Genomic DNA, 23,518 nt, shown 5'->3' with positions numbered 1-23,518 from the left:
GCCAGGGCCGCTCCTGCGCGTCGGCCGCGTCCTACAGCGGCGGCCGACGGCAAGGGCCGCGTCACGTCAGGGCGTCGTCGTCAGCTCGGTAGCCGCCGGCGTGTCGTCGTCCGACTGCACCACGAGGGCCTTCACGTCGTCGGGTGTCGCGCTGGCCGGCAGGCTGAGCACCAGCCAGTCGGCGTTGACGTTCAGCGTCACCGGTGCATTGAAGATCACGTTCTTCGTGCCGGCGTTGGTGATGCGCATCTGGTAGGTGCCGCCGGGCAGGTCGACCGAGTCGGAGCCCGACGCCGGACTCGCCGCCTTGTAGGCCACAGCCGGGAACGTGGGCGACACGCCGGCCAGATCGGTGCCGGGTGCGTTGAGATAGACGTCGATGCTGCCGGCGTTGAACGAAGCATTGAACACGCGCACGCGGGCGTTGTCCGCGGTCAGGCCCTTGTTGTACGGATCGTCGATCAGCACCACCTCGGTCACAGAAGAACTCGGCACCGCGAGCAGGCTGTACTTGTTGCCGCGCTTGGCATCGAAGGTGACCGCACCGACGTCGAGCGAACCGGTCGATGTCTTCACCGACCAGGTCGCGTCGCCGGAATCGACGTCGAAGTACTTCGATGCGAACAGGTAGGGCACATCGGTCGCATCGGACTGTGCGTTGGCGCCGCGGAACAGCGTGACGTCCGGGCCGGCCGGAATGGCGTGGACGAATCGAACCTTCGGGTCGGCGATGTCGAGCCGGTCGTCGAGGTCGTCGTCGCCACCACCGCAGGCGGCGAGCAGGGCGATGGGCGCGAGCGCCAGCAGGAACTTCATGGAATGCTTCATCGGTCTTGCCTCTCGAAGGGTTGCTGAGTGATCGCCCGGGCCTGGCGGCCGGTGAGGCGAGTCCGTCTTGCGAACCCTTGAAAGGTAGGAGTGAAGCCTGCGGGCTTCTGTCGGCCGATGCGGCGCCTGCACGTAGGGCGCACCGCAAGAGAGTGTCGGACAACGCGCTTTGTCTTTTGACATGCTCCGCCAGCCCGCACGGCCGACGCAACGCTCGCGGTCAGGCGGCGGACACCGCGCCCTCAGTCGAGGAACACACTGCGCACGACACGCCACTCCTGGGGTCCCGTGCTGCTGCGGGAACACCCCAGGGCTTCGGGCTCGCCGGCGGGTGCGAGATCGCTGCGCGAGCGGTCGCCGGTCCCGGTGCCCATGTGGTATCGGTCCAGCCACACGCGCAGCCGGCGCGTGGGATGCGTGTTCCTGACGAGAATCTGCACACCGTTGCGCGCGACGCACTGCGCGGTGAAGTCCTCGACGAAGGCCACGTAGGCCCTCGCGTCTTCCTCCGCGCCCGCCGTGCCGGGCAGCACGGTGCCGCACAGCGCCAGCACGATGGCCCATCCTGCGGTGAGTCGCTGACGTCGCACGTTGCTGCTCCTGTATGGATGACCGGCCTTGATGTCGACCGCTGCAAATGATGACACGCGCCGCGCACTCAAGCGGACGCAGCGGATCAACGCTTCAGCTTGCGGTAGGCGCGGTCCGCTTCCGGCCCGCGATCGGTGTCCTTCAAACCGCGAGCCAGATCGCGATGGGCCTGCCGCATGCTCTCGCTGGGCTCGCCGCCGGTCATGTCGCTGGATTCGTCGCGTTCGTGTGGCAGCGATGGACGCGGGCTCGGCTTCGGCGCGGGCGGCCGGGACCGGGAGGAGGATGCGGCGCGTGTGCTCATGGGACTCTCCTTGCTCAAGGGGACGCCTTGCGCTCAGCCTGGCGCACGGCGATAGCGACGCGTCAGCTCGGTGCTGACGACGCAGACGGTCAGCCAGGCCAGGCCGGAAGCGAAGCCGGCCAGCACGTCGCTGGCGAAATGCACCTGCAGGAAGATGCGGCTGCATCCGGTGGTGAAGGCGATCGCGGTGGCCAGCAGCAGCGCCGGCAGATGCCACGCCGGCGGCAGGCGCCGCATCGCGATGTAGGCGAGCATGCCGTAAGCGACTACCGCACCGGAGCTGTGGCCACTGGGGAAGCTCCACCCCAGTTCGTGCACCAGGCCGTGTTCGTGCAGTGGCCGCACGCGCTCGAAGATGCCCTTCAGGGTGGTGTTCAGGACGCCGTTGCCGGCGATCGCGATCACCCAGGCCAGCGCCAGCCAGCGTTTGCGGACGACCCACAGCCACACCGCCACCACGGTGCAGAGCACGGTGAGCGTCGCCGTGTCGCCGAAGCGGGTCAGCAGCGAGAAGACCCGCAGGGTCGCGAGCGAGACGCTGTCCCGCAGCGTGTCGGAAAAGGCTGTGTCGAGCACCCCCAGTTCCTCGTCGATGCCGATCTCGTCAGCCGTGCCGGCGAAGATGGCGGCGGACACCACGACGATCACGAAGCCCAGGCCGAGGTTCAGCGCCAGGAAGCCGCTCGGCGGCAGCGGGCTCACCAGCCGCGGCAGCACATGGCGCCGTGTCAGCCACCAGGCCGAGGCGACGAACAACAGCAGGCAAGCCAGCGCAAGCACGAAGCTGGGGACGGCCCGCTCGCCCACCGCGGTGACCAGTGCGAGAACGCGGGCCTCATCCATCGCTGCCAACCTCGAAGCCGAGGCGGTGCATCGACACCGGTTCGAAACGCTGCGACGCCGCGCGGTAATCCCAGCGCTCGACCAGCGCCTCGCGACGCGGCCCCACACGGCCTCGCGAACGGACCAGGTTGACCGAGTTGCCGGCCTCGTCACGCACCCGCCGCGACACCGCAGTGCCTGCCTGCACCGCCCACAGCGGGCGCGCCAGCGCGTCGAAGCGTTCGTGCAGCGGCAGCACGAAGGGCAGATGGATGTGGCCGCCGAGCACCAGGTCCGCCCCGGCCCGCGACCAGGCGCGCGCCGCCTCGGCGCCGCGGTGCAACCGGTTCGGTTCGTCCTCCTCGCGCGTCACCGCCAGCGGCTGGTGCACGACCACCACCCGCACCTGGCCCGGTTGCGCGGCGTGCAGCTGCGCCGCCACGCGCGCCACCTGCGCGTCCGACACCTCGCCGTCCTTGTGGCGCCAGGGCCGGGTGGTGTTGACGGCGAGCAGCAGCAGGTCGGGCCAGGCCGCCATCGGCTCGAGCTCGGCACCGAAGGCCTGGCGGTGGTTGGCATACGGCGCGAACAGCCGGGCGACCGGGTTGAACAGCGGGATGTCGTGGTTGCCGGGGATCACCAGCGTGACCGGGGTGCCCAGGCGATCGACGAAGGCCCGCGCCGCACGGAACTGCGCGCGGCTGGCCCGCTGGGTGATGTCGCCCGACAGCACGGCCACGTCGGGCGCCTGCTCGCGCACCAGCTGCAGCAGCGCCTCGACCACCGCGGGCTGCTCGGTGCCGAAGTGCGGGTCGGAGATCTGAATCGCCAGGGTCATTGCGGCTCCGGCTTGAGCAACCACAGCGGCTGCGGAGCGACTCGGAACACCAGCGGCGTGGTCAGCCAGGCGATCTCGCCGTCGGTCGCCACCTTGATGCGCCGCCCCGCGCGCCCCCGCAGCGCCGGCTGCACCGTGATCCGTGCGAACGGGAAGCTCGACACCTTGTCGGCGTCCCCGAGCTGACCGAACGCCCCCCGCAGCAGCAGCCACAGCATCTCGAGCCGGCCCACCGGCCGCAGCGCGATCGCCGCGAGCCGGCCCTGTTCGAGCAGCGGCGCCTCGCGGATGCCGATCTGCTCGAGCTGCAGGCGGTTGTTGCCAATGAACAGCGTCGACGTTCGCAGCTCGCAGGCCTGCAGATCGCCGTCCTGCTCGAGATGCAGGCGCAACCGCCGGTGCCCGCGCAGCAGCGTCATGACGCCCGACCACAGCGCCACCAGGCGGCTGCGTCCGTACTGCTGCTTGTAGGCCTCGCGATCCTCGAGCAGCTTCGGGTAGAGCCCGAGGCTGGCGTTCACGAGAAACACGCGGTCGTTGACCAGTCCCACCTGCACCGGCTGCGCCTCAGCCGTCAGCAGCAGCCGGGTGCCCTCTTCCGTCGTGGCCGGCAGCCCGTGGGTGCGACTGAAGTAGTTGAAGGTGCCCTGCGGCAGCACCCCGAACGCGCAGCCGCTGCCCAGAACCGCCTGTGCCACCGCATTGATCGTGCCGTCGCCGCCGGCGGCGACCACGATGCCGCCGCGCGCCCGCGCGCGACCGACCACATTGCGCGCGATGTCGTGCAGCCGCGCCGGCTCGTCGACCACCGTCAGTTCGTGCTCCCGCCCCGCCTCGCTCAGCACACGCTCGATCGTCGCGCGCGTGGCGTTCGCGTCGTCGCTGCCGGAACCGACGTTGAGCACCACGAAGATCGGCGCGTCGGAGTCGGGCTCGGAAGGGTCGGTAGGCATGGTCGGTGGGCGTGCGGCACGAAGACCGCATCAGACCATGCCCCCCGGCCGCAAGCCATAGTCCGCGGACCGACCGCACGGTAGGAACTTGCCTACGCCCGCGCCCCGGACATCCACTCGGCGAGGCGGGCGCGCCGACGCCGGCGCGCAGGCCCTAGCGCCGGGCCTTGCCGGAACCGAACAGGCCGCGCAGCAGGCCGGGCTCCGAACGGGCGGCCGGGTTGGTGCGAGTGACCATCAGGCTGGAGGTCAGGTAGAGCGCATTGAGCAGGCGCGCGGCCCGCTCGACGTTCATGCCGGGGAAGCGCGCCACGTCGCGCATTGAGACCGACTCCTTGCGCAGTCGCTCGATGGCCGAGCCGAGGGCGCCCGGCGCATTCAGGTTCTCGATCGCCGAGCGATCGACCACGCGGTAGGCCGCCGTGCCGCCGATCTCGCTGAGCAGGGTGCGTCGCGGACCGTTCAGGGCCATGGTCCAGAGCAGCGGAGCCAGGGGGCGGTAGCAATCCGCCTGACCCACCCGCTCATGCATCCAGTGACCCGGTGGCCTCACGCCCGGCGGCTCGACGGTCAGCACGCGCAGCTCCGCCAAGCCTTCCGCAGACGCGCCGGTCATGTCGCGCGGCGAGTGGTAGAGGCGCTCGTCGGGAAACACGGTGATGGGCCACACCAGCTGCTCGTGCTGCAGGCAGAGCAATGCCGGCTCCCGGTGCCGTATGCAGGCGGCGATCACCTCGAGGATGTCGCCCTCCTGCAGGTCCTCCTCGATCTGCCGCAGGTCAGCCATCAGCGTGCTGGGCAGCAGCGTCGGCCCGCCCGCCAGACGCATGAAGCCGCTGGTGCCGGTTTCCGCCCGCACGCGCTCGAACGCACTGATGCGCCACAACGTGGACGCCGCAAAGTCACGCATCATTTCCCGCATCACTCTCTCCCTGAACTGCTGGCCGGTGGCCTATGGATACATCATGAACGACGATGGCGACAAGTCCTCGCTGCGGCAGACCCCGCGATCGAGGGGAATTGCGGTCCGGGGCAGCCCCACCGGCGGGCTCACGCCAACGCCTCGTCGGCGTCCTCTGCCTCTTCGCCCAGGAAGCCCCCACTCTGGTGCGCCCACAACCGCGCGTACAGCCCACCCCGCGCGAGCAGGCTGCGGTGGTCGCCCTGCTCGACGATGCGGCCGCGGTCCAGCACGACCAGCCGGTCCATCGCCGCGATCGTGCTGAGCCGGTGGGCGATGGCCACGACCGTCTTGCCCTCCATCAGCCGGTACAGGCTGGCCTGGATGGCCGCCTCGACCTCCGAATCGAGCGCGCTGGTGGCCTCGTCGAGCAGCAGGATCGGTGCGTCCTTCAGCATCACGCGCGCGATCGCGATGCGCTGCCGCTGACCGCCCGAGAGCTTGACGCCGCGTTCGCCCACGTGGGCGTCGTACCCGATTCGCTGCTTCGGGTCGGTCAGGCCCTGGATGAACTCGTGTGCCTCGGCCCGTCGGGCGGCGAGCACCATGTCGGCGTCGGTCGCGTCGGGCCGGCCGTAGAGGATGTTGTCCCGCACCGAGCGGTGCAGCAGCGAGGTGTCCTGCGTGACCATGCCGACCTGCTCGCGCAGGCTGTTCTGTGTCACCCCGGCGATGTCCTGGCCGTCGATCAGCACGCGGCCTCGTTCGATGTCGTAGAAGCGCAGCAGCAGGTTGATGAGGGTGGACTTGCCGGCACCGGACCGGCCGACGAGGCCGATCTTCTCGCCCGCCCGGATGTCCAGCGACAGGTTCTCCACCACCATCCGCTCGCCGCCGTAGCCGAAGCTCACGTCCTCGAAACGGATCTCGCCGCGGCTTACCTGCAGTGGCCGTGCGTCCGGCCGGTCGACCACCGCATGGGGTCGCGACAACGTGTTCATGCCGTCCTGAACCGTGCCGATGTGCTCGAACAGCGCCGCCATCTCCCACATCACCCAGTGCGAGATGCCGTTGAGCCGCAGCGACATCGCGGTCGCCGCCGCCAGCGCGCCCACCCCCACCTGCCCTTGCGTCCACAACCACAGCGTCGCACCGGCCGTGCTCAGGATCAGCAGCATGCTCAGTGCGTGGTTGACGATCTCGAAGCCGGTGACCAGCCGCATCTGCGCCTGCACGGTCTGCAGGAACTCCTGCATCGCGCCGCGTGCGTAGCCGGCCTCCCGCCCGGCATGCGAGAACAGCTTGACGGTAGCGATGTTCGTGTAGGCATCGGTGATGCGTCCGGTCATCAGCGAGCGCGCATCGGCCTGCGACTGCGCCACACGCGCCAGCCGGGGCACGAAATGCCGCAGGGCCAACGTGTAGAGCACCACCCAGCCCAGGAAGGGCAGCAGCAGCCACGCGTCGAAGCCGCCCAGCACCAGCAGCAGCGTGACGAAGTAGATCACCACGAACACCAGCAGCTCGGCCAGGATCATCCAGGTGTCGCGCACCGCCAGCGCCGTCTGCATCACCTTGGTGGCCACCCGGCCGGCGAACTCGTCCTGGTAGAAGCCCATGCTCTGGCCGAGCATCAGGCGGTGGAAGTTCCAGCGCAGCAGCATCGGGAAGTTGCCGGCCAGCGCCTGCTGCTTGATCAGCGACTGCAGCGCGATCAGCAGCGTGCTGCCCATCAGCACCGCCGCCAACAGCATCAGCGTGCCGCCCTGCTCGGCCCAAAGGCGCGCGGGCGCCACCGCGGCCAGCCAGTCGACGATGCGGCCGAGCATGCTGAACAGCAGCGCCTCGAATGCTCCGATGCCAGCCGTCAGCAAGGTCATCGCCAGCAGCCAGGGCCGCAGCCCGCGCGTGCCGTGCCACAGGAAAGGCAGCAGCCCCTTGGGCGGCGGCGTGGGCGCCGCGTCTGGGTAGGGATGGAGCAGCTTCTCGAACGCGCCGAACACGCAGGGTCTCCGTGGTGGATGGGGCCCGCACCGGAGCCAGGCGGCGAGATTAGCCGATGGCAATGGCCCTGCCCCCACGCCAGCGTCGACAGGCCCTAGCATGCGCGCTTCGCCCGCACGGCTCACCGCTTCGCCCACCGCCCCCGATGGATTCACTGACTCAGCTCGCACTCGGCGCCGCCGTCGGCATCGCCGTCATGGGCCGACGCACCGCCGCCTGGAAGGCCGCGCTGTGGGGCGGCGTGTGCGGCACCCTGCCCGACCTCGACGCCTTCATCGACCACGGTGACGCGATCAGCAACATGACGCTGCACCGCGCCGAGAGCCACGCGCTGTTCTTCCTGACGCTGGCGGCGCCGCTGCTCGCCGCAGCCATCGCTTGGCTGCACCGCGACCGCGTGCACTTCGGCCGCTGGTGGCTGGCTGTCTGGCTCGCCCTCGTCACCCACCCGCTGCTCGACCTGATGACGGTCTATGGCACGCAGTTGGCCCGGCCGTTCAGCGACTTTCCGTTCGCCGTCGGCAGCATCTTCATCATCGACCCGCTCTACACGCTGCCGCTGCTGGCAGGGGTGATCCTGGCGCTCGTTGCGTGGCCCGCCCGCGGCTTGCGCTGGAACGCCGCGGGCCTGCTGCTGAGCACCGGCTATCTCGTCTGGAGCGTGATCGCGCAGCAGCACGTGACGAGCCTCGCTCAGGCCTCGCTGCAGGCTCAGGGACTGGCCGCGCGCGACTTGCTGGTGACGCCAGCCCCGTTCAACACCGTGCTGTGGCGCGTGCTCGCTCTCACGCCGGACGGCCACGCCGAGGGCTTCTATTCGCTGCTGGACGACACCCCCCGCATCAGCTTCGAGCGCTTCCCTCACGACACCGGGCTCCTGCCCCGGCTTGCCGACAATCTTCCCGCGCAGCGCATCGCCGCGTTCAGCCACGGCTTCTTCAAGCTCGAGCAGCGCGACGGTCAGGTGCGCATCACCGACCTGCGCATGGGGCTCGAACCGAGCTACTTCTTCAGCTTCGTCGTCGCCGAGCAACGCGACGGGCGGTTCGAGGCGCGACCGCCACGGCCGGTCGGCGTGCGGCCGGACCTGCAGCGCACCGGCCCGTGGCTCTGGCGCCGCCTGCTCGGCGAACCGCTGCCATCGCCACGCTGACCAGCGCGACCTATTGCACCAGATCGAGCACTTCGATCTGCTCCTGCACGGTCTGGAAGGTACCGGCCCCCGAAGGCATCTGCATCAGCGGCCTCAAGTCGGCATCGAACAGCCAGACCGTCGGGTAGACCAGCAAGCGCGAGCGCTCGTCGCCGATGGAGCGCTGGAATTCTCCATAAGGCCAGACACTCCCTCCAACGCGGAAGTACAGGCGGCTGGCCGGCACCGACAGCGAACTCCGCAGGTCGACCACGATGTACTTCGCCGCGAAGCGCGGCACCAGCTCCCGCGCGTTCTTTTCCAGAAAGGCCTCGTACTGACGGCAATAGCGACAATCGCTGGCACCGAGGTAGACATAGAGCCTCTTGTTCTCCTGACGCGCCCGATCGCGCACGGTAGTCAGGTCGAACTCGGTCCGTTCCGGCCCGCCGCCGGGCGGCAACACCACCGCGCCATAGGCCGATGGCAGGCCGGCCGCGGAACTGAGGGACGCCAACGACGAGCCCAGCGCCAGCATCAGCACCCACGCGCCGGAGCGCCAGCGGTGCAGCCAGGGTGTCATGCGGGTCGACTCACTGCACGGCCAGGCGACCCGAGAACCGCCCGTCCTTCGAATCCTCGACCTCGGCCGACAGCTCGCCCCGGGCGTGCGGCACGAAGTTGAAGCGGAAGGTCGGGTTCTCGCTGACCGAGAAATCGAGCTCGGCGTCGAACAGCTTTCGCTGGTCGTAGCTCACCTTGATCGAGCGCACGAAGTGCGGCGGTATGAACATCACCGTCTGGTTGTTGAGCTCGAAGCCGGTGTCGTTGGGGTGCAGCACCGTCACGTCGGCCGACGTCACGGCGTTCATGCGGGCCGGCTCGGGCAGCTTGAACACCGTCTTGCCGACCAGATGCAGCGCGTCGCGGTTCGGCGGCGCCGAGCAGCCGCCGGAGGTCTTCACGTAGCGGGAATCCATGTGCAGCGAGCCGTCGGACAGTTCGCTGATGACCCGCACGTGGCTGTACTCGTCGACCCGCAACCGGGTCTCGAAATCGGCCTGGCCGAGTTCGGTCGTGAGGTCGAGCACCGCCGCCACGGGCGAGGGGTTCTTGTCCACCAGCACATACATCTTGCGGACATAGAGCTCGGCCGTCTGCGGCAGCTTCGAGACGATCTTCACCGGCACCGAGGCGCCGTAGGCGGCCCGCAGCGGCACGATCAGCTGCACCTTGCCGGAGTCGGTTTCGATGCGACGCGACGCGAACAGCCGTTGCCGCAGGTTCTCCCACTCGGGCGACGAGTCGGTGTGCGCCACGTTCGTCGGCAGGCCGCCGGGCGCGGCATGCACCGGCCACGCCACTGCCCATGCAGCGGCGAACAACAGTGCCACCAGCCACCCCGCAACGCCGCTCGACGGTCTCGACCGCTTGCTTTCCAGCATCGTGATCCTCCGGATGCCTGCCTCTTACCTGACCAACAGATCGCGCTCCATGCGCACGAAGACGATCGATGCGTTCCGCCGGTGGATCGTCTGATACTGATCCCAGTCCTTGAACTCGGGCAAACCCGCCGCATCCGGCACCTCGCTCAGCGCCGCGTCGGCCCGGGTCAGCTCGATCAGCCGGGATTCGAGTTGCGTCAGGTAGCGGTCCACGCCGTCGATCAGCGCGGCCGACGCGACCGGACCGTGCCCGGGAACCACCTGGCGGATCGGCAGCCCCCGCAGTGCCTGCAGGGCCTGGCGCCAGCCGTCGATCTCTCCGTCCTGCACGTCGGGGATGCGGCGCTGGTCGAGCAGGCCGCCGGCGAACAGCACGCCCGTGCGCCCGTCCAGCACCGCGATGTCGCCCGGCCCGCTCGAATGGCCGTAGTACAGCACCCGGACCGGCCGGCCGATCAGCCCGGACTCGTAGGACGCATCGAACTCGGTGTCCGGCTTGAACATCACGGTGCCTCGCATCGCCTCCTCGCCGAGCACGCGATTGAGCGTCTTCAGGCAGCCCTCGCAGCGCGCCGTCATCAGCCGCGAGGCCTTGCGCTGCATCTGCACCGGAATGCCACGCTCTCGGAAAGCCGCAGCGCCGAAGATGAACTCCTGGCGCGCATGCGTCAGCAGGAGCAGCTTCACGGGCTTGTCGGTCACCCTCGCGATCTCGGCCAGCAGCGCCTGGCCATGCCGGTAGGACGTGCCGCTGTCGATCGCGATGACACCGGCGTCCCCGACGATGAAGCCGGCGTTGCCCAGCCGGCCCTGGTTGGCCAGGTCCACCTCGCCGGAGCTTCCCTGCACCATGTACACGCCGGACGCCACTTCGATGGCCCTCGGCGCCGTCGGGTCCGCGTCGGGGGCCGCACGCGTGGCACAGCCGCTCGCCGCGGCCAGGCCGAGGGCGCCGACGAGCGACAGCAGGATCCTTCTGATGGCGAACTGCACCTTCTTCTTCCAGGGCTCGGGGCTGGAGCGATGCCGGCCCGCGGCCCGCTGCGCTCCCGTCTTGTCTCCCGCCGTCACTGTAGCGGGCCCACGGCACCGACTGCCGCGTGGGGTCGGTCTTCCTCGGCTCACGACCGACCTCGAAGGGCGCGGGCCGGCCGGCTCCCGACCCCGGCGCCGTCAGTGTCGAACGGCGCCGGTCCGGCCAGATGCCCCCCGATTCCCGACAATCGAGACCTTCCTCGATGCGGCCTTGCCGGCCCTCAGCCCATGCAACTCTCGGTCCTCGACCAGTCCATCGCACTCGCGGGTGTCGGCGAGGACGCCGCGATCCGCGACACCGTCGATCTCGCCGTGCACTGCGAGGCGCTCGGCTACCGACGCTTCTGGTTGAGCGAGCACCACAGCCTGCCGACCATCGTGGGCACCGCACCCGAGGTGCTGATGGCCGCGGTGGCCGCACGCACCCGCCGCATCCGCATCGGCAGTGCGGGCGTGATGCTGCCGCACTACGCGGCGCTGAAGGTGGCCGAACAGTTCCGCGTGCTCGACGCGCTGGCGCCCGGGCGCATCGACCTGGGCGTGGGCCGCGCGCCGGGCGGCGACATGCGCACCGCGCTCGCCCTCAACCCCCATGCCCACGGCGCGGCCGACCAGTTCCCGGAACAGATCCGCGACCTGCAGGCCTGGACCGCAGGACGGCAGCACCGCGGCATCGTGGCGCACCCCCGGCCGCCGGCGGACGCGCGCGACTTCGAGCGGGTACCCGCGCTCTGGGTGCTCGGCAGCTCCGACTACGGCGCCCGGCTCGCGGCGCACTTCGGCCTGCCCTATGCCTTCGCCTACTTCTTCATGGACGGCCAGGGCGTCGAGCAGGCCCTGTCGCTGTATCGCGCGCTGTACCAGCCGAGCGAACGGCACCCGACGCCGCAGGCCACGATCTGCGTCTGGGCACTCGCCGCCGACAGCGAGGCCGAGGCCCGGCACCACGCGCTGAGCCGCGACCGCTGGCGGATCGACCGCGCTCGCGGCCGTCTCGGCCCGCTGCTGTCGCCCGACGCAGTTGCCGAACGCGGCTTCAGCGCCGAGGAAGGAGCGGCCCTGGAGGCCCAGCAACGCAAGGCCTTCGTCGGCAGCGCCCCGCAGGTCGCCGCGCAGTTGAGGGAGCTGGCGACCGCGCTGGGGCTCGATGAACTGGTGGTCAACACCTGGGCGCACGACCCGGCCGTGCGCCGCCGCTCCTATGCGCTGCTGGCGCGCGAGTTCGGCCTGGCGCCGGGCCTTGCGACGACGCCCCTGGAGAACGCCGCATGAGCTTTCGCGCACTCGCACTGCCGCCCGGGGTCGCCGGTCGGGTGTGGCTGTCGCCGATGCCGGGCCGGCTGCAACCCTGGGAGCGGTTCGTCACCGAGGCGCGCGATGCCGGGCTGACGCGCATCGTCTGCTTGACACCCCCCGAGGAGATCGCCGAGCTGTCGCCCGACTACGCGGCGGCCATCGAATCGCACACCCTGCCGTGCCAGTGGCAGGCGCTGCCGATGCGCAACTACGGTGTCGCGCCGGACCTGCCGGCCTTCCAGGCCGGCGTGGAGGAGATGGCGCTCGCGCTGGGCCGCGGCGAGGCTCTGCTGCTGCATTGCGCGGCAGGCATCGGCCGCACCGGCACCGCCGCCGCCTGCCTGCTCAAGCGCCTGGGGCTGAGCACCGATGCGGCACTGCAGCAGGTGCGCGAAGCGGGGTCGAACCCCGAATCGGCGCGGCAGTCGGGCTGGATCGACACCTTCTGAGCGCAGGTGCCGACGACGTTCGGAACCAATTTGTCAGCTTTACGTCATACTTCCGTCAGGCGCCCCTCCACCGGTCGGCCGCCTGCAGACTCTGACAAGGAACCAGGACATGAAGCGTTGGTGGCTCGGTGTAGTGATGGCGGCGTCGCTGGCAGTGGGGCTCGCCCCGACGCTCGTGGAGGCCAAGCGCCTCGGCGGTGGCGGTTCGGCCGGCATGAAGCGCAGCCTGCCGCCGCGCAGCACCCCGGACGCGCCGCCGGCCAAGCCGGCCGCCACGCCGAACCAGGCCGCGCCGACGGCGCCGGCCGCGGCCGGCACGGCCGCCGCCGCAGCAGCGCCCAAGCGCTCCTGGATGGGGCCGATCGCCGGCCTGGCCGCCGGCCTGGGCATCGCGGCGCTGATGAGCCACCTGGGCCTGGGCGAGGCCTTCGGTAATTTCCTGATGCTCGCACTGCTGGCCGTTGCGGCGGTGTTCCTGATCCGCTTCGTGATGCGGCGCATGGCCGGCGGCTCGGGCGGCGCGCGACCGGCGCTGGCCGGTGCGGGAGCCGGCGGTCACGGCGGTGCCTCGCAACCTGCCTGGCCCGCGCCGGCCGAGCCGCTGCAGCGCCGCGTGGAGCCCTCGCCCGTCGCGGCGGTGACGCCGGCGGCCGCGGTGTCCGCGGGCAACGCGCTGCCGGCCGATTTCGACGCCGCCGGTTTCGAGCGGCTCGCCAAGCAGATCTTCATCCGCCTGCAGGCGGCCAACGACACGGCCGACCTGAACGACCTGCGTGCGTTCACGACGCCCGAGCTGTTCGCCTCGCTGCGCCTGGACCTGCAGGAGCGCGGCGAGACCTCGCAGCAGACCGACGTGCTCAAGATCGACGCCGAGGTCCTGGACCTGGCCCGTGAGGACGGCCGGCAAGTTGTCAGCGTGCGCTTCCACGGCCTGGTGCGCGAACTGAGCGACGCCGCCGCCACCGATTTCGACGAGGTCTGGCACCTCGTGAAGCCGGACGACGACAGCCGTCCCTGGGCCATCGCCGGTATCGAGCAGCGGCAGTGATCGCGTCGAGGTGCGTGGCTGCGGCTACGCTCCAGGGTGTCGACAAGGGGCTGCGGCCCCTTGTCCCGTTCTGGAACCCGAAGAATCCCCTGCACTGCCATGCCCCGCACGATCCTCCTCACCGCCTCGCTGCTCGCCGGCTTGCTGGTACTGCAGGCCTGTGGCACGCCATCGGCGCGCTCCCCGGCCGCCGGCACGCTGCTGCCGAACGAGAACCTCGTCGTGCAGGGCATTCCGGCCATCCCGGTGTCGCTGGTGCAGCAGGTCGAGCGTTACACGGACTTTCGCGGCCATGCCTTCGCCGACTGGCATCCGGCGCGCGACGAGATGCTGGTCTCGCACCGCCCGGCCGGCGCCAACACCGCGCAGCTGTTCCGCGTGCCCGGCCCGCTGGCGGCTCCCGTCGCGCTGACCGACTTCGCCGACCCGGTGACCGAGGCGAGCTACGAGCCAGGGCTGGGCCGCTACCTGGTGTTCTCGCGCAGCCCCGGCGGCAACGAGGCCGAACAGCTCTACCGGCTCGATGCCGGCAAGCGCCAGCCCACGCTGCTGACCGATCCCGACCAGCGCCACGATGCCATCGGCTGGCTGCACCAGAGCGCGCGGTTGCTTTACACCGCGGTACCGCTGGACCGCACCGCCGAGGGCGGCAGCCGCGCGGCACCCACCACCACGCTGTGGTCGATCGATCCGCTGCAGCCCTCGTCGCGCCGCCGCATCGCCGAGTTGCCCGGCACCGGCTGGTTCGGTGGCGAGATCTCGCGTGACGACAAGCAGCTGGCGATCACGCGCTACCGCTCGGCGACCGATTCACAGGTCTGGCTGATCGACCTCGCCGACGGCACGCCGACGCAGTTGCTGCCGGCCGCCGACCAATCGCTGCAAGCCACCCACTTTCCGGTCGGTTATTCGCCGGACGGCGCCTCGCTCTACGTGCTGAGCGACCGCGCCGGCGAATTCCGCGAGCTGATGCGCTACGACTTCGCCAGCCGGGGGCTGACGCGGCTCACGGCGGCGATTCCCTGGGACGTCGGCGCGGCCCAGCTCAGCGACGATGGCGCGCTGGCGGCGCTGAAGATGAACGTCGACGGGCGCGAGGAACTGCGCGTCGTCGACACCCGGACGCTGCGCGAACGCGCGCTCCCCGCGCTGCCGGCGGGCGGCGTGAACGCAGTGCGCTTCCAGCCGCGCACCCACCGGCTCGCGGTGGCGATCGACAGCGCCCAAGGGCCGGGCCGCCTGCTGGCGCTCGACGTCGACCGCGGCACGGTGCAACCGTGGACGCGGCCCCACGTGCCGCCGGGCCTGGACACCGCCAGCTTCCCCGACCAGCGCATCGTGCGCTGGACCAGCTTCGACGGCCTGGGCATGTCGGCCGTGCTCAGCCCGCCGCCAGCGCGCTTCAACGGCAGGCGGCCGGTCGTGGTGCTGGTGCACGGCGGCCCCGAAGCCCAGGCGACGATGGGCTTCCTGGGCCGCTGGAGCTATCTCGTCAACGAGCTCGGCGTGGCCATCGTCGAGCCCAACGTGCGCGGCTCCTCCGGCTACGGCAAGACCTTCCTCGCGCTCGACAACGGCATGAAGCGCGAGGACGCCGTCCGGGACCTCGGCACGCTGCTCGACTGGATCGCCACGCAGCCGGACCTCGACGCAGGCCGCGTGCTGGTGGTCGGCGGCAGCTACGGCGGCTACATGAGTCTGGCCGCGAGCGTGCACTTCGCCGACCGCATCGCCGGTGCGATCGACATCGTCGGCATCTCCAGCTTCGTGAGCTTCCTGAACAACACCGAGAGCTACCGGCGCGACCTGCGCCGCGTGGAATACGGCGACGAGCGCGATCCGGCGATGCGCGACTTCCTCGAACGCATCTCGCCGCTGAACAACGCACAGAAGATCCGCAAGCCGCTGTTCGTGATCCAGGGTCGCAATGACCCGAGGGTGCCGTGGACCGAGGCCGAACAGATCGTCGAACGCGTCCGGCAGACGGGCACGCCGGTCTGGTACCTGCTGGCCGAGAACGAAGGCCACGGCTTTCGCCGCAAGGAGAACGCCGACTACCAGTTCTACGCGATGCTGCTCTTCATGCAGGAGACGCTGCTGAAGCCGGCAGCCCCCGCCGCCGCAATCCCCGGCCGACGCCTCGCTGCGTCGGCCGGGCGCCAAGACTGACACGACTTCACCGGATTCAGCGACGCCGCAGGAACCGGCGGGCTCGGAACGCGGCCGGCGTGCGCTCTAATCCGGGCGAGTGCGCGCACTGATCCGGTGGCAAGCTGGTCCACCGTCGGTCTCGCTGCTGCCGTCCGACCGGAGGAGAAAGAATGGGACCCACGAGAATGCGCCGCTTCCTGGCCGCCTGTCTGCTGCTGGCTGCGCCCTGGGCCCAGGCCGGCCTGGTGTTCGCGGTCAACGAAGGCGTGACCTACCGCGTGCCGAGCGAACAGATCGCCGCCAAGTACGCCGCCATCGCGGCCGACCTGGGCAAGCTGCTGAAGCAGCCGGTGACCATCGAGCCCGTGGGCGACTACCCGACGCTGCGCAAGCGCCTGGCCGAGAAGGCCTACGACCTGGCGATGGTGCATCCGGCCCACCTGTCGATCGTCGCCATCAAGCAGTCGGGCTACAAGCTGGTGGTCGTGACCAAGGGCTACGAGCAGTACAGCGCCAACTTCCTCGTCAAGGCCGACTCGCCGCTGAAATCGCTGGCCGACATCAAGGGCCTGCGCCTCGGCGCACCCGACGAAGACTCGATCACCTCGTGGATGGTGCGCGCCTCGCTGCGCGACGCGATCGGCGATCCCAAGGGCGTGGCCTTCACCTACACCCGCTACCAGGACGCGGTGCCCTTCTTCGTCGAGAACAACCTCACCCACGTCGGCGCCACCGCAGCGTCGTCGGTCATCAAGGCCTGGCAGGCCAAGGGCGGCAAGGTGCTGTTCAAGTCCAAGCCGGTGCCGATCAAGCACGTGATCGCGAGCCCCTCGCTCAGCGCCGAACAGGTCGGCATCGTGCGTGATTACCTGCTGTCGCTCGATGGCAGCGAGGACGGCCGCAAGAAGCTCGAGCCGACCAAGTACCAGGGCTTCGCCACCTACGACGAAGCCGCGATGCTCGCCATCGGCACCTGGCTGGGTCTCTGACCCGCGCCCCGCAGGTGACGCCAGCCGACGACCCGTTGGTGGGGCCCGCACCGCCGGCGCTCTACTGCGACGAGGCCCTGCTGGTCGTCGACAAGCCATCCGGCCTGCTGGCCGTGCCCGGACGCGGCCCGCTGAAGCAGGATTGCCTGGCGGCCCGGCTGCAGCGCGCCTGGCCAGACGCCCGCGTGGTGCATCGGCTCGACGAGGCCACCTCCGGGCTCATGGTGTTCGCGCTGGGCGTCGAGATGCAGCGACGCCTGAGCCGGGCGTTCGAGCAGCGTGAAGTCGAGAAGCGCTACGTCGCCGTGGTCGCCGGCCATGTCGAGCCGGCCGCGGGCTGCGTCGACCTGCCGCTCGGCGCCGACTGGCCGAACCGACCGCGCCAGCAGGTCGATCGCGCGCGCGGCAAACCCGCGCGCACGCACTGGCGGGTGCTGTCCTACGATGCGAGCGGCGATTCGACCCGCCTCGAACTCACACCCGAAACCGGCCGCACGCACCAGTTGCGCGTGCACCTGATGGCCATCGGCCACGCCATCCTCGGCGACGCGCTGTACGCACCGCCATCGATGCGGGCTCGATCACCGCGCCTGCTGCTGCACGCCAGCGGCCTGGCCTTTGCGCACCCGATAGCCGGCCGGCCGGCGCTCGCCTTCGAGTCGCCGCCGCCGTTCTGAACGAGGCGTCGCCCGGAGCGGACCGCTCAGGCCTTCTTCGCGTAGGCGCTGCACCAGCCTGCTGCCGCCACCTGCTTGCCGGCGAACAGCGGGCAGTTGCCGGCGGCGTCGCCTGCCTTGCCCTGGAACAACTGGCAGTTGCCGCATTTCTGCCCGGCGGCGTAGGTCTTGAACTTGGCCTTGTCGGCCTTCGTCGCGTCTTCCACATAGCCCAGTGCCACGGCCTGCGGATCCTTCTCGCTGACCTTGGTCTGCGCTTGCGCATGGCGTCCTGCCCAGGCGGCCAGGCCGGCTGCGGGTATCCACTGGATGAACTGGCGTCTGGCTGTCATCGTCGTCTCCTGCTGAGGGTCGGGTTGCACGGATCGCCGGATGCGCAGGCATCCGATCGACGCTGCATGCTAGGCAGCCAAGGCTGACATCTCGGCGACGCGAGTGCAAAGCCCTGCGCGCGCAGCCGAACCGAGAATCGATCGCGTTCCCGAGCCTGACACGGTCAAGCGCTTCCCTCGCCTTCCGCGGCCAGCAGCCGCACCCGCGCGCCGCTCACGGCGACCACCTGACCGGCCCGCAGCTTGGCGCCGCGCCGCAGTTCCTCGCGGCCGTCGACCTGGACCTGGCCGGACTGGATCAGCTGCTTGGCGGCGCCGCCGCTGTCGGCCAGTCCCGTCGCCTTGAGCAGCGCGTCGAGCGTGATGAACTCGCCGCGCAGTGCGAAGTCGAGCTGCTGCAGCTTGCGCCCGCTCATGCGAACCGCACGCGCGCGGCGCCGGACTGCAGCCGACCGATGGATGCGGCCGCCGCGAAGCCGGCGCGCCAGAACGCGGCCAGCACCGCGTCGACGGCACCCGGCGCGCACGACACCAGCAGCCCGCCGCTCGTCTGCGGATCGCTGAGCAGCGCACGCTGCCAGGGCTCGACCTGCGGGCCGAGATCGACGTGGTCGCCGTAGCCGGCCCAGTTGCGTGCCGAGGCGCCGGTGACGATGCCTTCCTGCGCGAAGCCTCGCGCAATGTCGATCCACGGCACGCTCGCCAGGTCGACTTCGGCGGCCAGTCCGGAGCCGCGGCATACCTCCAGCAGGTGGCCCGCGAGGCCGAAACCGGTCACGTCGGTCATCGCGTGCACGCCGTCCAGCGCACCGAGTTCGCTGCCCACGCGATTGAGCTGCGTGGTAAGGCGCAGCATCTCGGCATAGCCGGGCGCGTCGAGACGGCCCTTCTTCAACGCTGCCGACAGCACCCCCACGCCGAGGGGCTTGCCGAGCACCAGCACGTCGCCCGGCCGGGCGTCGGCGTTGCGGCGCACGCGCTCGGGGTGCACCAGGCCCAGCGCGACCAGTCCGTAGATCGGCTCGAGCACGTCGATCGAGTGTCCGCCGGCGATCGGGATGCCGGCCTCGCGGCACACGCTCGCTCCGCCCCCCAGGATGCGGCCGATCACCGCGGGCGGCAGCTTGTCCAGCGGCATGCCAACCAGGGCCAGGGCCAGGATCGGCGTGCCGCCCATCGCGTAGACGTCGGAGATCGCGTTGGTGGCCGCGATGCGGCCGAAGTCGTAGGGCTCGTCGACAATCGGCGTGAAGAAATCGGTGGTGGCCACCAGCGCCTGGTGGTCGTTGAGGCGGTAGACCGCCGCGTCATCGGCCGTCTCGGTGCCGACCAGCAGGTCGGGCGGGATCAGCCCGGCCGGGGCACGCGACAGGAGGTCGGCCAGCACGCCGGGCGCAATCTTGCAGCCGCAGCCGCCGCCGTGCGAGAAAGAAGTGAGACGGATGGATTCCATGACGCAAGTGTCGATCAAACCGAAGCGGGCGGCCCGGCGGTGAGCCATCGCCCGACCACCGTCGACGACCTCGCCGGCTTCGACACCGTGATCGACGTGCGCTCGCCGGCCGAGTTCGCGCTCGACCACATCCCGGGCGCGATCAACTGCCCGGTGCTCGACGACGAGGAGCGCCGCGTCGTCGGCACGCTCTACGTCCAGGTGTCGGCCTTCGAAGCACGCAAGCTCGGCGGCGCGATGGTCGCACGCAACATCGCCCGCCATCTGGACACGGCATTCCACGACCGACCGAAGGGCTGGCGACCGCTGCTCTACTGCTGGCGCGGCGGCATGCGCAGCGGCAGCTTCGTGACCTGGATGCGCTTGGTGGGCTGGGATGCCCAGCAACTGCAGGGCGGCTACAAGGCCTGGCGTGCGCATGTCATCGCGCGCATCGCGGCGCTGGCGCCGCGCCTGCCGCTGCGCGTGCTGTGCGGGCCGACCGGCAGCGCCAAGACACGTGTGCTGCAGGCGCTGGGTGCGCTGGGCGAACAGGTGCTCGACCTCGAGGCGCTGGCCGCACACCGCGGCTCGGTGTTCGGCGCACTGCCCGGCATGGAGCAGCCGTCGCAGAAGGCCTTCGAGACGCAGCTCGCGACGGCCATGAAGGGCTTCGACCTGACGCGCACGGTCTGGGTCGAGGCCGAGAGCCGCAGGATCGGCCGCATCAGCCTGCCCGACGCTCTGCTCGAACGCCTGCGCGTCAGCCCGGTCGTGCAGATCGATGCCACGCCCGACGCCCGCCTGGCCTACCTGCTGCGCGACTACGCCTGGCTCGGCGACGACCCGCAACGCCTTGCCGACAAGCTCGGCCTGCTCCAGGGCATGCTCGCCAACGAGACGCTGGCGCAGTGGCAGGGCTGGGCGATGGAGCGCAATCTGCCGCCGCTGTTCACGGCACTGATGGCACAGCACTACGACCCGCTCTACGCCCGCTCGCAAGGCCGCCACTTCGAGAAGCTGAGCGGAGGGCGGCGCGTCGAGACGGACGATCTCTCCGAGGCCGGCATCGAAGCGCTCGCGCGGCGCATCGCCGCCGGCTGACTCAGGGCTCCAGATCGACCAGCGGCAGTTGCTCGAGAAAGGACGCGATCGCGTCCTCTCCACCCAGCGCGTCGAAACGCGTCAGATCCCGGCCATCGTCGAGCATCAGGTAGCCCAGGCGCCAACGCGCGAACCGCCGTTCACCCGGCAGCGGAGCGTGGTACAGCACCTTCAGCTCCTCATGACGCGGGTCGACCCTCAGGCGCTCGATCAGCGCATCGATCGTGCCCGCCTCGCCCTCCACGTACTGGCAGACCTGGGCCCCGTCGAACACCAGCACGCCGGTGATCGACTGTTCGGCATTCAGCTGCCGCGCCTCGGCCACCACCACGGCGATCGTCTCGAAGGGCTTGTCGCCGCGGACCTGACTGAGATACAAGAACTGCGACAGTGTCGTCATGGAGGAGAGATTCCGGTTCAGGTGGAAGTGAGGCGCGCAGCACGATAGAACACACCATCAGCCTTCACAATGTCAATTGACACCCGCCGGAGTTCCCTTGCCGCCCTTGCCCACCACACCGATCGCCACCCGCCCGCCGCCGGCCGCCTGCGCCCAGTGCCCGCTGCGGGCACTGCCGGCGTTCTCTCCGGTCAGCGCGAAGGAATTGGCCTATATCCAGAGCTTCCGCCATGGCAGCGCGGCTTTCGCCGCCGGCCAGGACGTGCTGGCCGAGCATGCGACGAGCGAGTGGCTCTACACGGTGTTCTCGGGCTGGGCCTTCCGCTTCAAGACCCTCAGCGACGGGCGCCGCCAGATCCTCAATTTCCTGCTGCCCGGCGACTTCATCGGCTTGCAGGAGCAGTTCGCCGACGGTGCGCCACACGGCGCAGAGGCCCTGACCGAACTGCAGTTGTGCCGCTTCCCGAAAGCTGAGCTGTGGTCTCTGTACCGTGAGTTCCCGAGCCTCGGCTACGACCTGACCTGGCTGGCTGCGCGCGAGGAAAACCTGACCGACGAGACGCTTCTGTCGGTGGGCCAGCGCAGCGCGGCCGAGCGGATCGCGATGCTGTTGATCCATCTGTACCGGCGCGCCGAGCGGGTGGGCCTCGTCGAGGGTGACGCCGTGGTCTTCCCCGTCACGCAGCAGCACATCGCCGACGCGCTGGGCTTGTCGCTGGTGCACACCAACAAGACGCTGCGCCGCCTGCACCGGCTCGGCCTGCACGAAATCGCCGACGGCCGGTTGCGGCTGCTGAACCGCCACGCCCTGCAGCGCCTGGCCGACTATGCCGAACGGCCGATGCGAACGATCCCTCTGATCTGACCGCGGGCGCATGCCGGTCGTCAGCGCAGGGTTCGCCGGTGTGGCATCGGTGAAACGGATCGAGGCTCCCGCGTCCAGATGGGAAACGATCAGCTACACTCCCGCTCGTAGATATACACAAGATCGCGGTTCTTAGGTGTTTGCTCAATCCGGTCGATGGTTCTCGTCGGCTGTCTGGTTTGTCTCCCCCAGGTAACGTTTCTTGAGTGTCTCTGCATGAGCACGGCATGTTGCCGTGCCGTACTTTTTGATCGACAGGAACGTATATGAGCGTGCAAACCGGCACCGTGAAGTGGTTCAACGAAGCCAAGGGCTTTGGATTCATCGCCCAGGACGGCGGTGGCGCCGACGTCTTCGCGCACTTCCGCGACATCCAGGGCAACGGCTTCAAGACGCTGCAGGAAAACCAGCGCGTCGAGTTCGAAGTGAAGCAAGGCCAGAAGGGCCCGCAAGCTGCGAACATCCGCCCGCTGTAATCAGCGAGTTCGGTGCTCCACTGAAAACGCGGCTCCGGCCGCGTTTTTTGTTGTCCGCCCGCGTCGGCACCCTAGAATCGCGCCCCCTTGCCAGACGCCACCATGCCCGGACCGACCCTTCCCTACTGCGCGATCGACTTCGGCACCTCGAACTCGGCCATCGCCATTCCTGCCGGTCACGGCAGCAGCCGCCTGGTCGAACTGGAGGCCGGCGAATCCACCATGCCGACGGCGGTGTTCTATTTCGCCGAGCACGAGCCGCTCGCGCCCGGTGCCGAGCCTCCGCGCGCCTTCGGCCGCGCCGCGATCTCGGCCTACGTGGACGGCTACGAAGGCCGCCTGATGCGCTCGATGAAGAGCATCCTCGGCTCCAGCCTGGTCGAGCAGAGCACCGATGTCGGCGGTGGTCATGCGGTGAAGTTCCTCGACGTCATCACCGGTTATCTGCGCCACCTGCGGCACGCCGCCGAAACCGCCCTCGGCGCACCGATCACGCAGGCCGTTCTGGGGCGGCCGGTGTTCTTCGTCGACGGGGACGCGCAGCGCGATGCGCAGGCGCAGGCTTCGCTCGAAGCCGCCGCGCGCGCGGTCGGCCTGCGCGACGTGGTGTTCCAGTACGAGCCGATCGCGGCCGCCTTCGACTTCGAGCAGCAGTCGACGCGCGAACAATGCGTGCTGGTGGCCGACATCGGCGGCGGCACCTCGGACTTCTCGGTCGTGCGCGTCGGCCCCGACCGCCGCGACCGGATCGATCGCAAGGACGACATCCTCGCCAGCCACGGGGTGCACATCGCCGGCACCGACTTCGACCGGCGCATCGAGCTCGCCGGCATCCTGCGCGAGCTCGGCTACGGCGCCTTCGGACCGGCACGCGGCGAGCAGCCGCCGCGCGAGGTACCGAGCGCGGTGTACTTCGACCTCGCGACCTGGCACCTGATCAACACCGTCTACCAACCGGGACGCGTGGCCGAGCTCAAGAACATGGCAGCGTTCTACGCCGACCCACGCCACCACCGGCGCCTGTTGCGCACGGTGAGCGAACGGCTCGGGCATGAGTTGCTGGCGCGTGCCGAGGCGGCGAAGATCGCGGTCGCCGACGGTGCCGACACGGAGATCGACCTGGACCTGGTCGAACGTGCGCTGAGGGTCCCGCTCGGCGCGCCGCAGGCGGCCGAGGCGATCGACGGCGATGTGGAGCGCATCGTCGAGGCCGCGCGGCAGACCGTGGTGCAGGCCGGGCTGACGGCGGCCTCGGTGGACGCGCTCTACTTCACCGGCGGGTCCACCGGCCTGCGGCTCCTGACCGAGCGCCTGGCCGCGAGCTTCCCGGCCGCGCGCGCGGTACGCGGCGACCGGCTCGCCAGCGTCGCCACCGGACTGGGCCTGCACGCGCAACGCTGGTTCGCCGCGGCCCGCTGAGGTCCCGCGCCACCACTACCATCGACC

General features: G+C 70.0%; 26 protein-coding genes. 11 read left to right on the top strand and 15 right to left on the bottom strand.

The window, feature by feature from the left end; all coding sequences use genetic code 11:
- Positions 1-66 precede the first annotated feature (66 nt).
- The 8 genes from C1M51_RS16900 to C1M51_RS16865 form a co-directional block, all read right to left on the bottom strand.
- Positions 67-828, bottom strand: a complete 762-nt coding sequence (locus C1M51_RS16900) for a DUF4397 domain-containing protein (RefSeq protein ID WP_129451619.1) — start codon at positions 826-828, stop codon at positions 67-69.
- Positions 829-1,070: 242 nt separating this feature from the next.
- Positions 1,071-1,418, bottom strand: coding sequence for a hypothetical protein (locus tag C1M51_RS16895; RefSeq protein ID WP_129451617.1), 348 nt, complete (start codon positions 1,416-1,418; stop codon positions 1,071-1,073).
- 86 nt (positions 1,419-1,504) lie between these two features.
- Positions 1,505-1,723: a hypothetical protein gene (locus tag C1M51_RS16890; RefSeq protein WP_129451615.1), complete on the bottom strand. Its 219-nt coding sequence runs from the start codon at positions 1,721-1,723 to the stop codon at positions 1,505-1,507.
- 33 nt (positions 1,724-1,756) lie between these two features.
- On the bottom strand, positions 1,757-2,566 hold the full coding sequence (locus C1M51_RS16885) for a phosphatase PAP2 family protein (RefSeq protein ID WP_207207767.1): 810 nt from the start codon (positions 2,564-2,566) through the stop codon (positions 1,757-1,759).
- The gene (locus tag C1M51_RS16880) at positions 2,559-3,383 is read right to left on the bottom strand and encodes a metallophosphoesterase (RefSeq protein ID WP_129451614.1); all 825 of its coding nucleotides are present in this window, start codon (positions 3,381-3,383) and stop codon (positions 2,559-2,561) included. Before C1M51_RS16880 ends, C1M51_RS16885 begins: the two co-directional genes overlap by 8 nt.
- Complete coding sequence (locus tag C1M51_RS16875) at positions 3,380-4,336, bottom strand: diacylglycerol kinase family protein (RefSeq protein ID WP_129451612.1); 957 nt, start codon at positions 4,334-4,336, stop codon at positions 3,380-3,382. Before C1M51_RS16875 ends, C1M51_RS16880 begins: the two co-directional genes overlap by 4 nt.
- 154 nt (positions 4,337-4,490) lie before the next feature.
- Entirely contained in the window at positions 4,491-5,249 is a 759-nt protein-coding gene (locus C1M51_RS16870; protein ID WP_242499805.1) for a hypothetical protein, read from the bottom strand.
- 137 nt (positions 5,250-5,386) lie between these two features.
- Positions 5,387-7,240, bottom strand: coding sequence for an ABC transporter ATP-binding protein (locus tag C1M51_RS16865; protein ID WP_129451608.1), 1,854 nt, complete (start codon positions 7,238-7,240; stop codon positions 5,387-5,389).
- A 146-nt stretch (positions 7,241-7,386) separates the two neighbouring features.
- Between C1M51_RS16865 and C1M51_RS16860 the strand changes: the two genes are divergently transcribed.
- Positions 7,387-8,394: a metal-dependent hydrolase gene (locus C1M51_RS16860; RefSeq protein WP_129451606.1), complete on the top strand. Its 1,008-nt coding sequence runs from the start codon at positions 7,387-7,389 to the stop codon at positions 8,392-8,394.
- 10 nt (positions 8,395-8,404) lie between these two features.
- On the opposite strand, the gene C1M51_RS16855 is transcribed toward C1M51_RS16860, so the two are convergent.
- The 3 genes from C1M51_RS16855 to C1M51_RS16845 are packed head-to-tail and all read right to left on the bottom strand — an operon-like array spanning position 8,405 to position 10,811.
- Positions 8,405-8,956 (bottom strand): thioredoxin family protein, encoded by a 552-nt coding sequence (locus C1M51_RS16855; RefSeq protein WP_129451604.1) that lies wholly within the window; start codon positions 8,954-8,956, stop codon positions 8,405-8,407.
- A 10-nt stretch (positions 8,957-8,966) separates the two neighbouring features.
- Positions 8,967-9,818, bottom strand: a complete 852-nt coding sequence (locus tag C1M51_RS16850) for a quinoprotein dehydrogenase-associated SoxYZ-like carrier (protein WP_129451602.1) — start codon at positions 9,816-9,818, stop codon at positions 8,967-8,969.
- A gap of 24 nt (positions 9,819-9,842) precedes the next feature.
- Positions 9,843-10,811 (bottom strand): MBL fold metallo-hydrolase, encoded by a 969-nt coding sequence (locus tag C1M51_RS16845; protein WP_129451600.1) that lies wholly within the window; start codon positions 10,809-10,811, stop codon positions 9,843-9,845.
- A gap of 270 nt (positions 10,812-11,081) precedes the next feature.
- Here C1M51_RS16845 and C1M51_RS16840 point away from each other — a divergent pair, with 270 nt between their 5' ends.
- The 6 genes from C1M51_RS16840 to C1M51_RS16815 all read left to right on the top strand — a co-directional run bounded on the left by C1M51_RS16840 (position 11,082) and on the right by C1M51_RS16815 (position 17,463).
- Positions 11,082-12,125 carry an LLM class flavin-dependent oxidoreductase gene (locus tag C1M51_RS16840; protein ID WP_129451598.1) on the top strand — a complete coding sequence of 348 codons (1,044 nt, stop codon included), beginning with the start codon at positions 11,082-11,084 and terminating at the stop codon, positions 12,123-12,125.
- Positions 12,122-12,598 carry a tyrosine-protein phosphatase gene (locus tag C1M51_RS16835; protein WP_129451596.1) on the top strand — a complete coding sequence of 159 codons (477 nt, stop codon included), beginning with the start codon at positions 12,122-12,124 and terminating at the stop codon, positions 12,596-12,598. The genes C1M51_RS16840 and C1M51_RS16835 overlap by 4 nt, the downstream gene beginning before the upstream one ends.
- A 109-nt stretch (positions 12,599-12,707) precedes the next feature.
- Entirely contained in the window at positions 12,708-13,646 is a 939-nt protein-coding gene (locus C1M51_RS16830; RefSeq protein ID WP_129451594.1) for a Tim44 domain-containing protein, read from the top strand.
- Between the two features lie 99 nt (positions 13,647-13,745).
- Positions 13,746-15,815, top strand: coding sequence for a prolyl oligopeptidase family serine peptidase (locus tag C1M51_RS16825; RefSeq protein ID WP_242499804.1), 2,070 nt, complete (start codon positions 13,746-13,748; stop codon positions 15,813-15,815).
- Positions 15,816-15,967: 152 nt separating this feature from the next.
- Complete coding sequence (locus C1M51_RS16820) at positions 15,968-16,786, top strand: phosphate/phosphite/phosphonate ABC transporter substrate-binding protein (protein WP_011829787.1); 819 nt, start codon at positions 15,968-15,970, stop codon at positions 16,784-16,786.
- Positions 16,787-16,800: 14 nt separating this feature from the next.
- Positions 16,801-17,463, top strand: coding sequence for an RluA family pseudouridine synthase (locus C1M51_RS16815; protein ID WP_242499803.1), 663 nt, complete (start codon positions 16,801-16,803; stop codon positions 17,461-17,463).
- Positions 17,464-17,489: 26 nt separating this feature from the next.
- On the opposite strand, the gene C1M51_RS16810 is transcribed toward C1M51_RS16815, so the two are convergent.
- The 3 genes from C1M51_RS16810 to selD form a co-directional block, all read right to left on the bottom strand.
- Entirely contained in the window at positions 17,490-17,795 is a 306-nt protein-coding gene (locus C1M51_RS16810; protein ID WP_011829789.1) for a high-potential iron-sulfur protein, read from the bottom strand.
- A gap of 164 nt (positions 17,796-17,959) precedes the next feature.
- Positions 17,960-18,211: an RNA-binding S4 domain-containing protein gene (locus C1M51_RS16805; RefSeq protein ID WP_207207766.1), complete on the bottom strand. Its 252-nt coding sequence runs from the start codon at positions 18,209-18,211 to the stop codon at positions 17,960-17,962.
- Positions 18,208-19,248: a selenide, water dikinase SelD gene (gene selD / locus C1M51_RS16800; RefSeq protein ID WP_129451592.1), complete on the bottom strand. Its 1,041-nt coding sequence runs from the start codon at positions 19,246-19,248 to the stop codon at positions 18,208-18,210. Before selD ends, C1M51_RS16805 begins: the two co-directional genes overlap by 4 nt.
- A 39-nt stretch (positions 19,249-19,287) precedes the next feature.
- Between selD and mnmH the strand changes: the two genes are divergently transcribed.
- Positions 19,288-20,331, top strand: a complete 1,044-nt coding sequence (mnmH, locus tag C1M51_RS16795) for a tRNA 2-selenouridine(34) synthase MnmH (protein WP_129451590.1) — start codon at positions 19,288-19,290, stop codon at positions 20,329-20,331.
- 1 nt (position 20,332) lies between these two features.
- Here the strand turns inward: mnmH and C1M51_RS16790 are convergent, their stop codons facing one another.
- On the bottom strand, positions 20,333-20,731 hold the full coding sequence (locus tag C1M51_RS16790) for a BLUF domain-containing protein (RefSeq protein ID WP_129451588.1): 399 nt from the start codon (positions 20,729-20,731) through the stop codon (positions 20,333-20,335).
- Positions 20,732-20,837: 106 nt separating this feature from the next.
- Here C1M51_RS16790 and C1M51_RS16785 point away from each other — a divergent pair, with 106 nt between their 5' ends.
- The 3 genes from C1M51_RS16785 to C1M51_RS16775 all read left to right on the top strand — a co-directional run bounded on the left by C1M51_RS16785 (position 20,838) and on the right by C1M51_RS16775 (position 23,491).
- On the top strand, positions 20,838-21,596 hold the full coding sequence (locus C1M51_RS16785) for a Crp/Fnr family transcriptional regulator (protein ID WP_409072635.1): 759 nt from the start codon (positions 20,838-20,840) through the stop codon (positions 21,594-21,596).
- A 266-nt stretch (positions 21,597-21,862) separates the two neighbouring features.
- A complete protein-coding gene (locus tag C1M51_RS16780) occupies positions 21,863-22,072 on the top strand; it encodes a cold-shock protein (RefSeq protein ID WP_011829795.1) in 210 nt (69 codons plus the stop codon).
- A gap of 102 nt (positions 22,073-22,174) precedes the next feature.
- Positions 22,175-23,491: an Hsp70 family protein gene (locus C1M51_RS16775; protein WP_129451586.1), complete on the top strand. Its 1,317-nt coding sequence runs from the start codon at positions 22,175-22,177 to the stop codon at positions 23,489-23,491.
- Positions 23,492-23,518: the final 27 nt, after the last annotated feature.

Origin of the sequence: Methylibium sp. Pch-M, from assembly GCF_004136295.1 — a bacterium.
Lineage (GTDB): Bacteria > Pseudomonadota > Gammaproteobacteria > Burkholderiales > Burkholderiaceae_C > Methylibium > Methylibium petroleiphilum.
The sequence above is the reverse complement of the archived record's forward strand: the minus strand, read 5'-3'. Positions and strand labels throughout refer to the sequence as shown.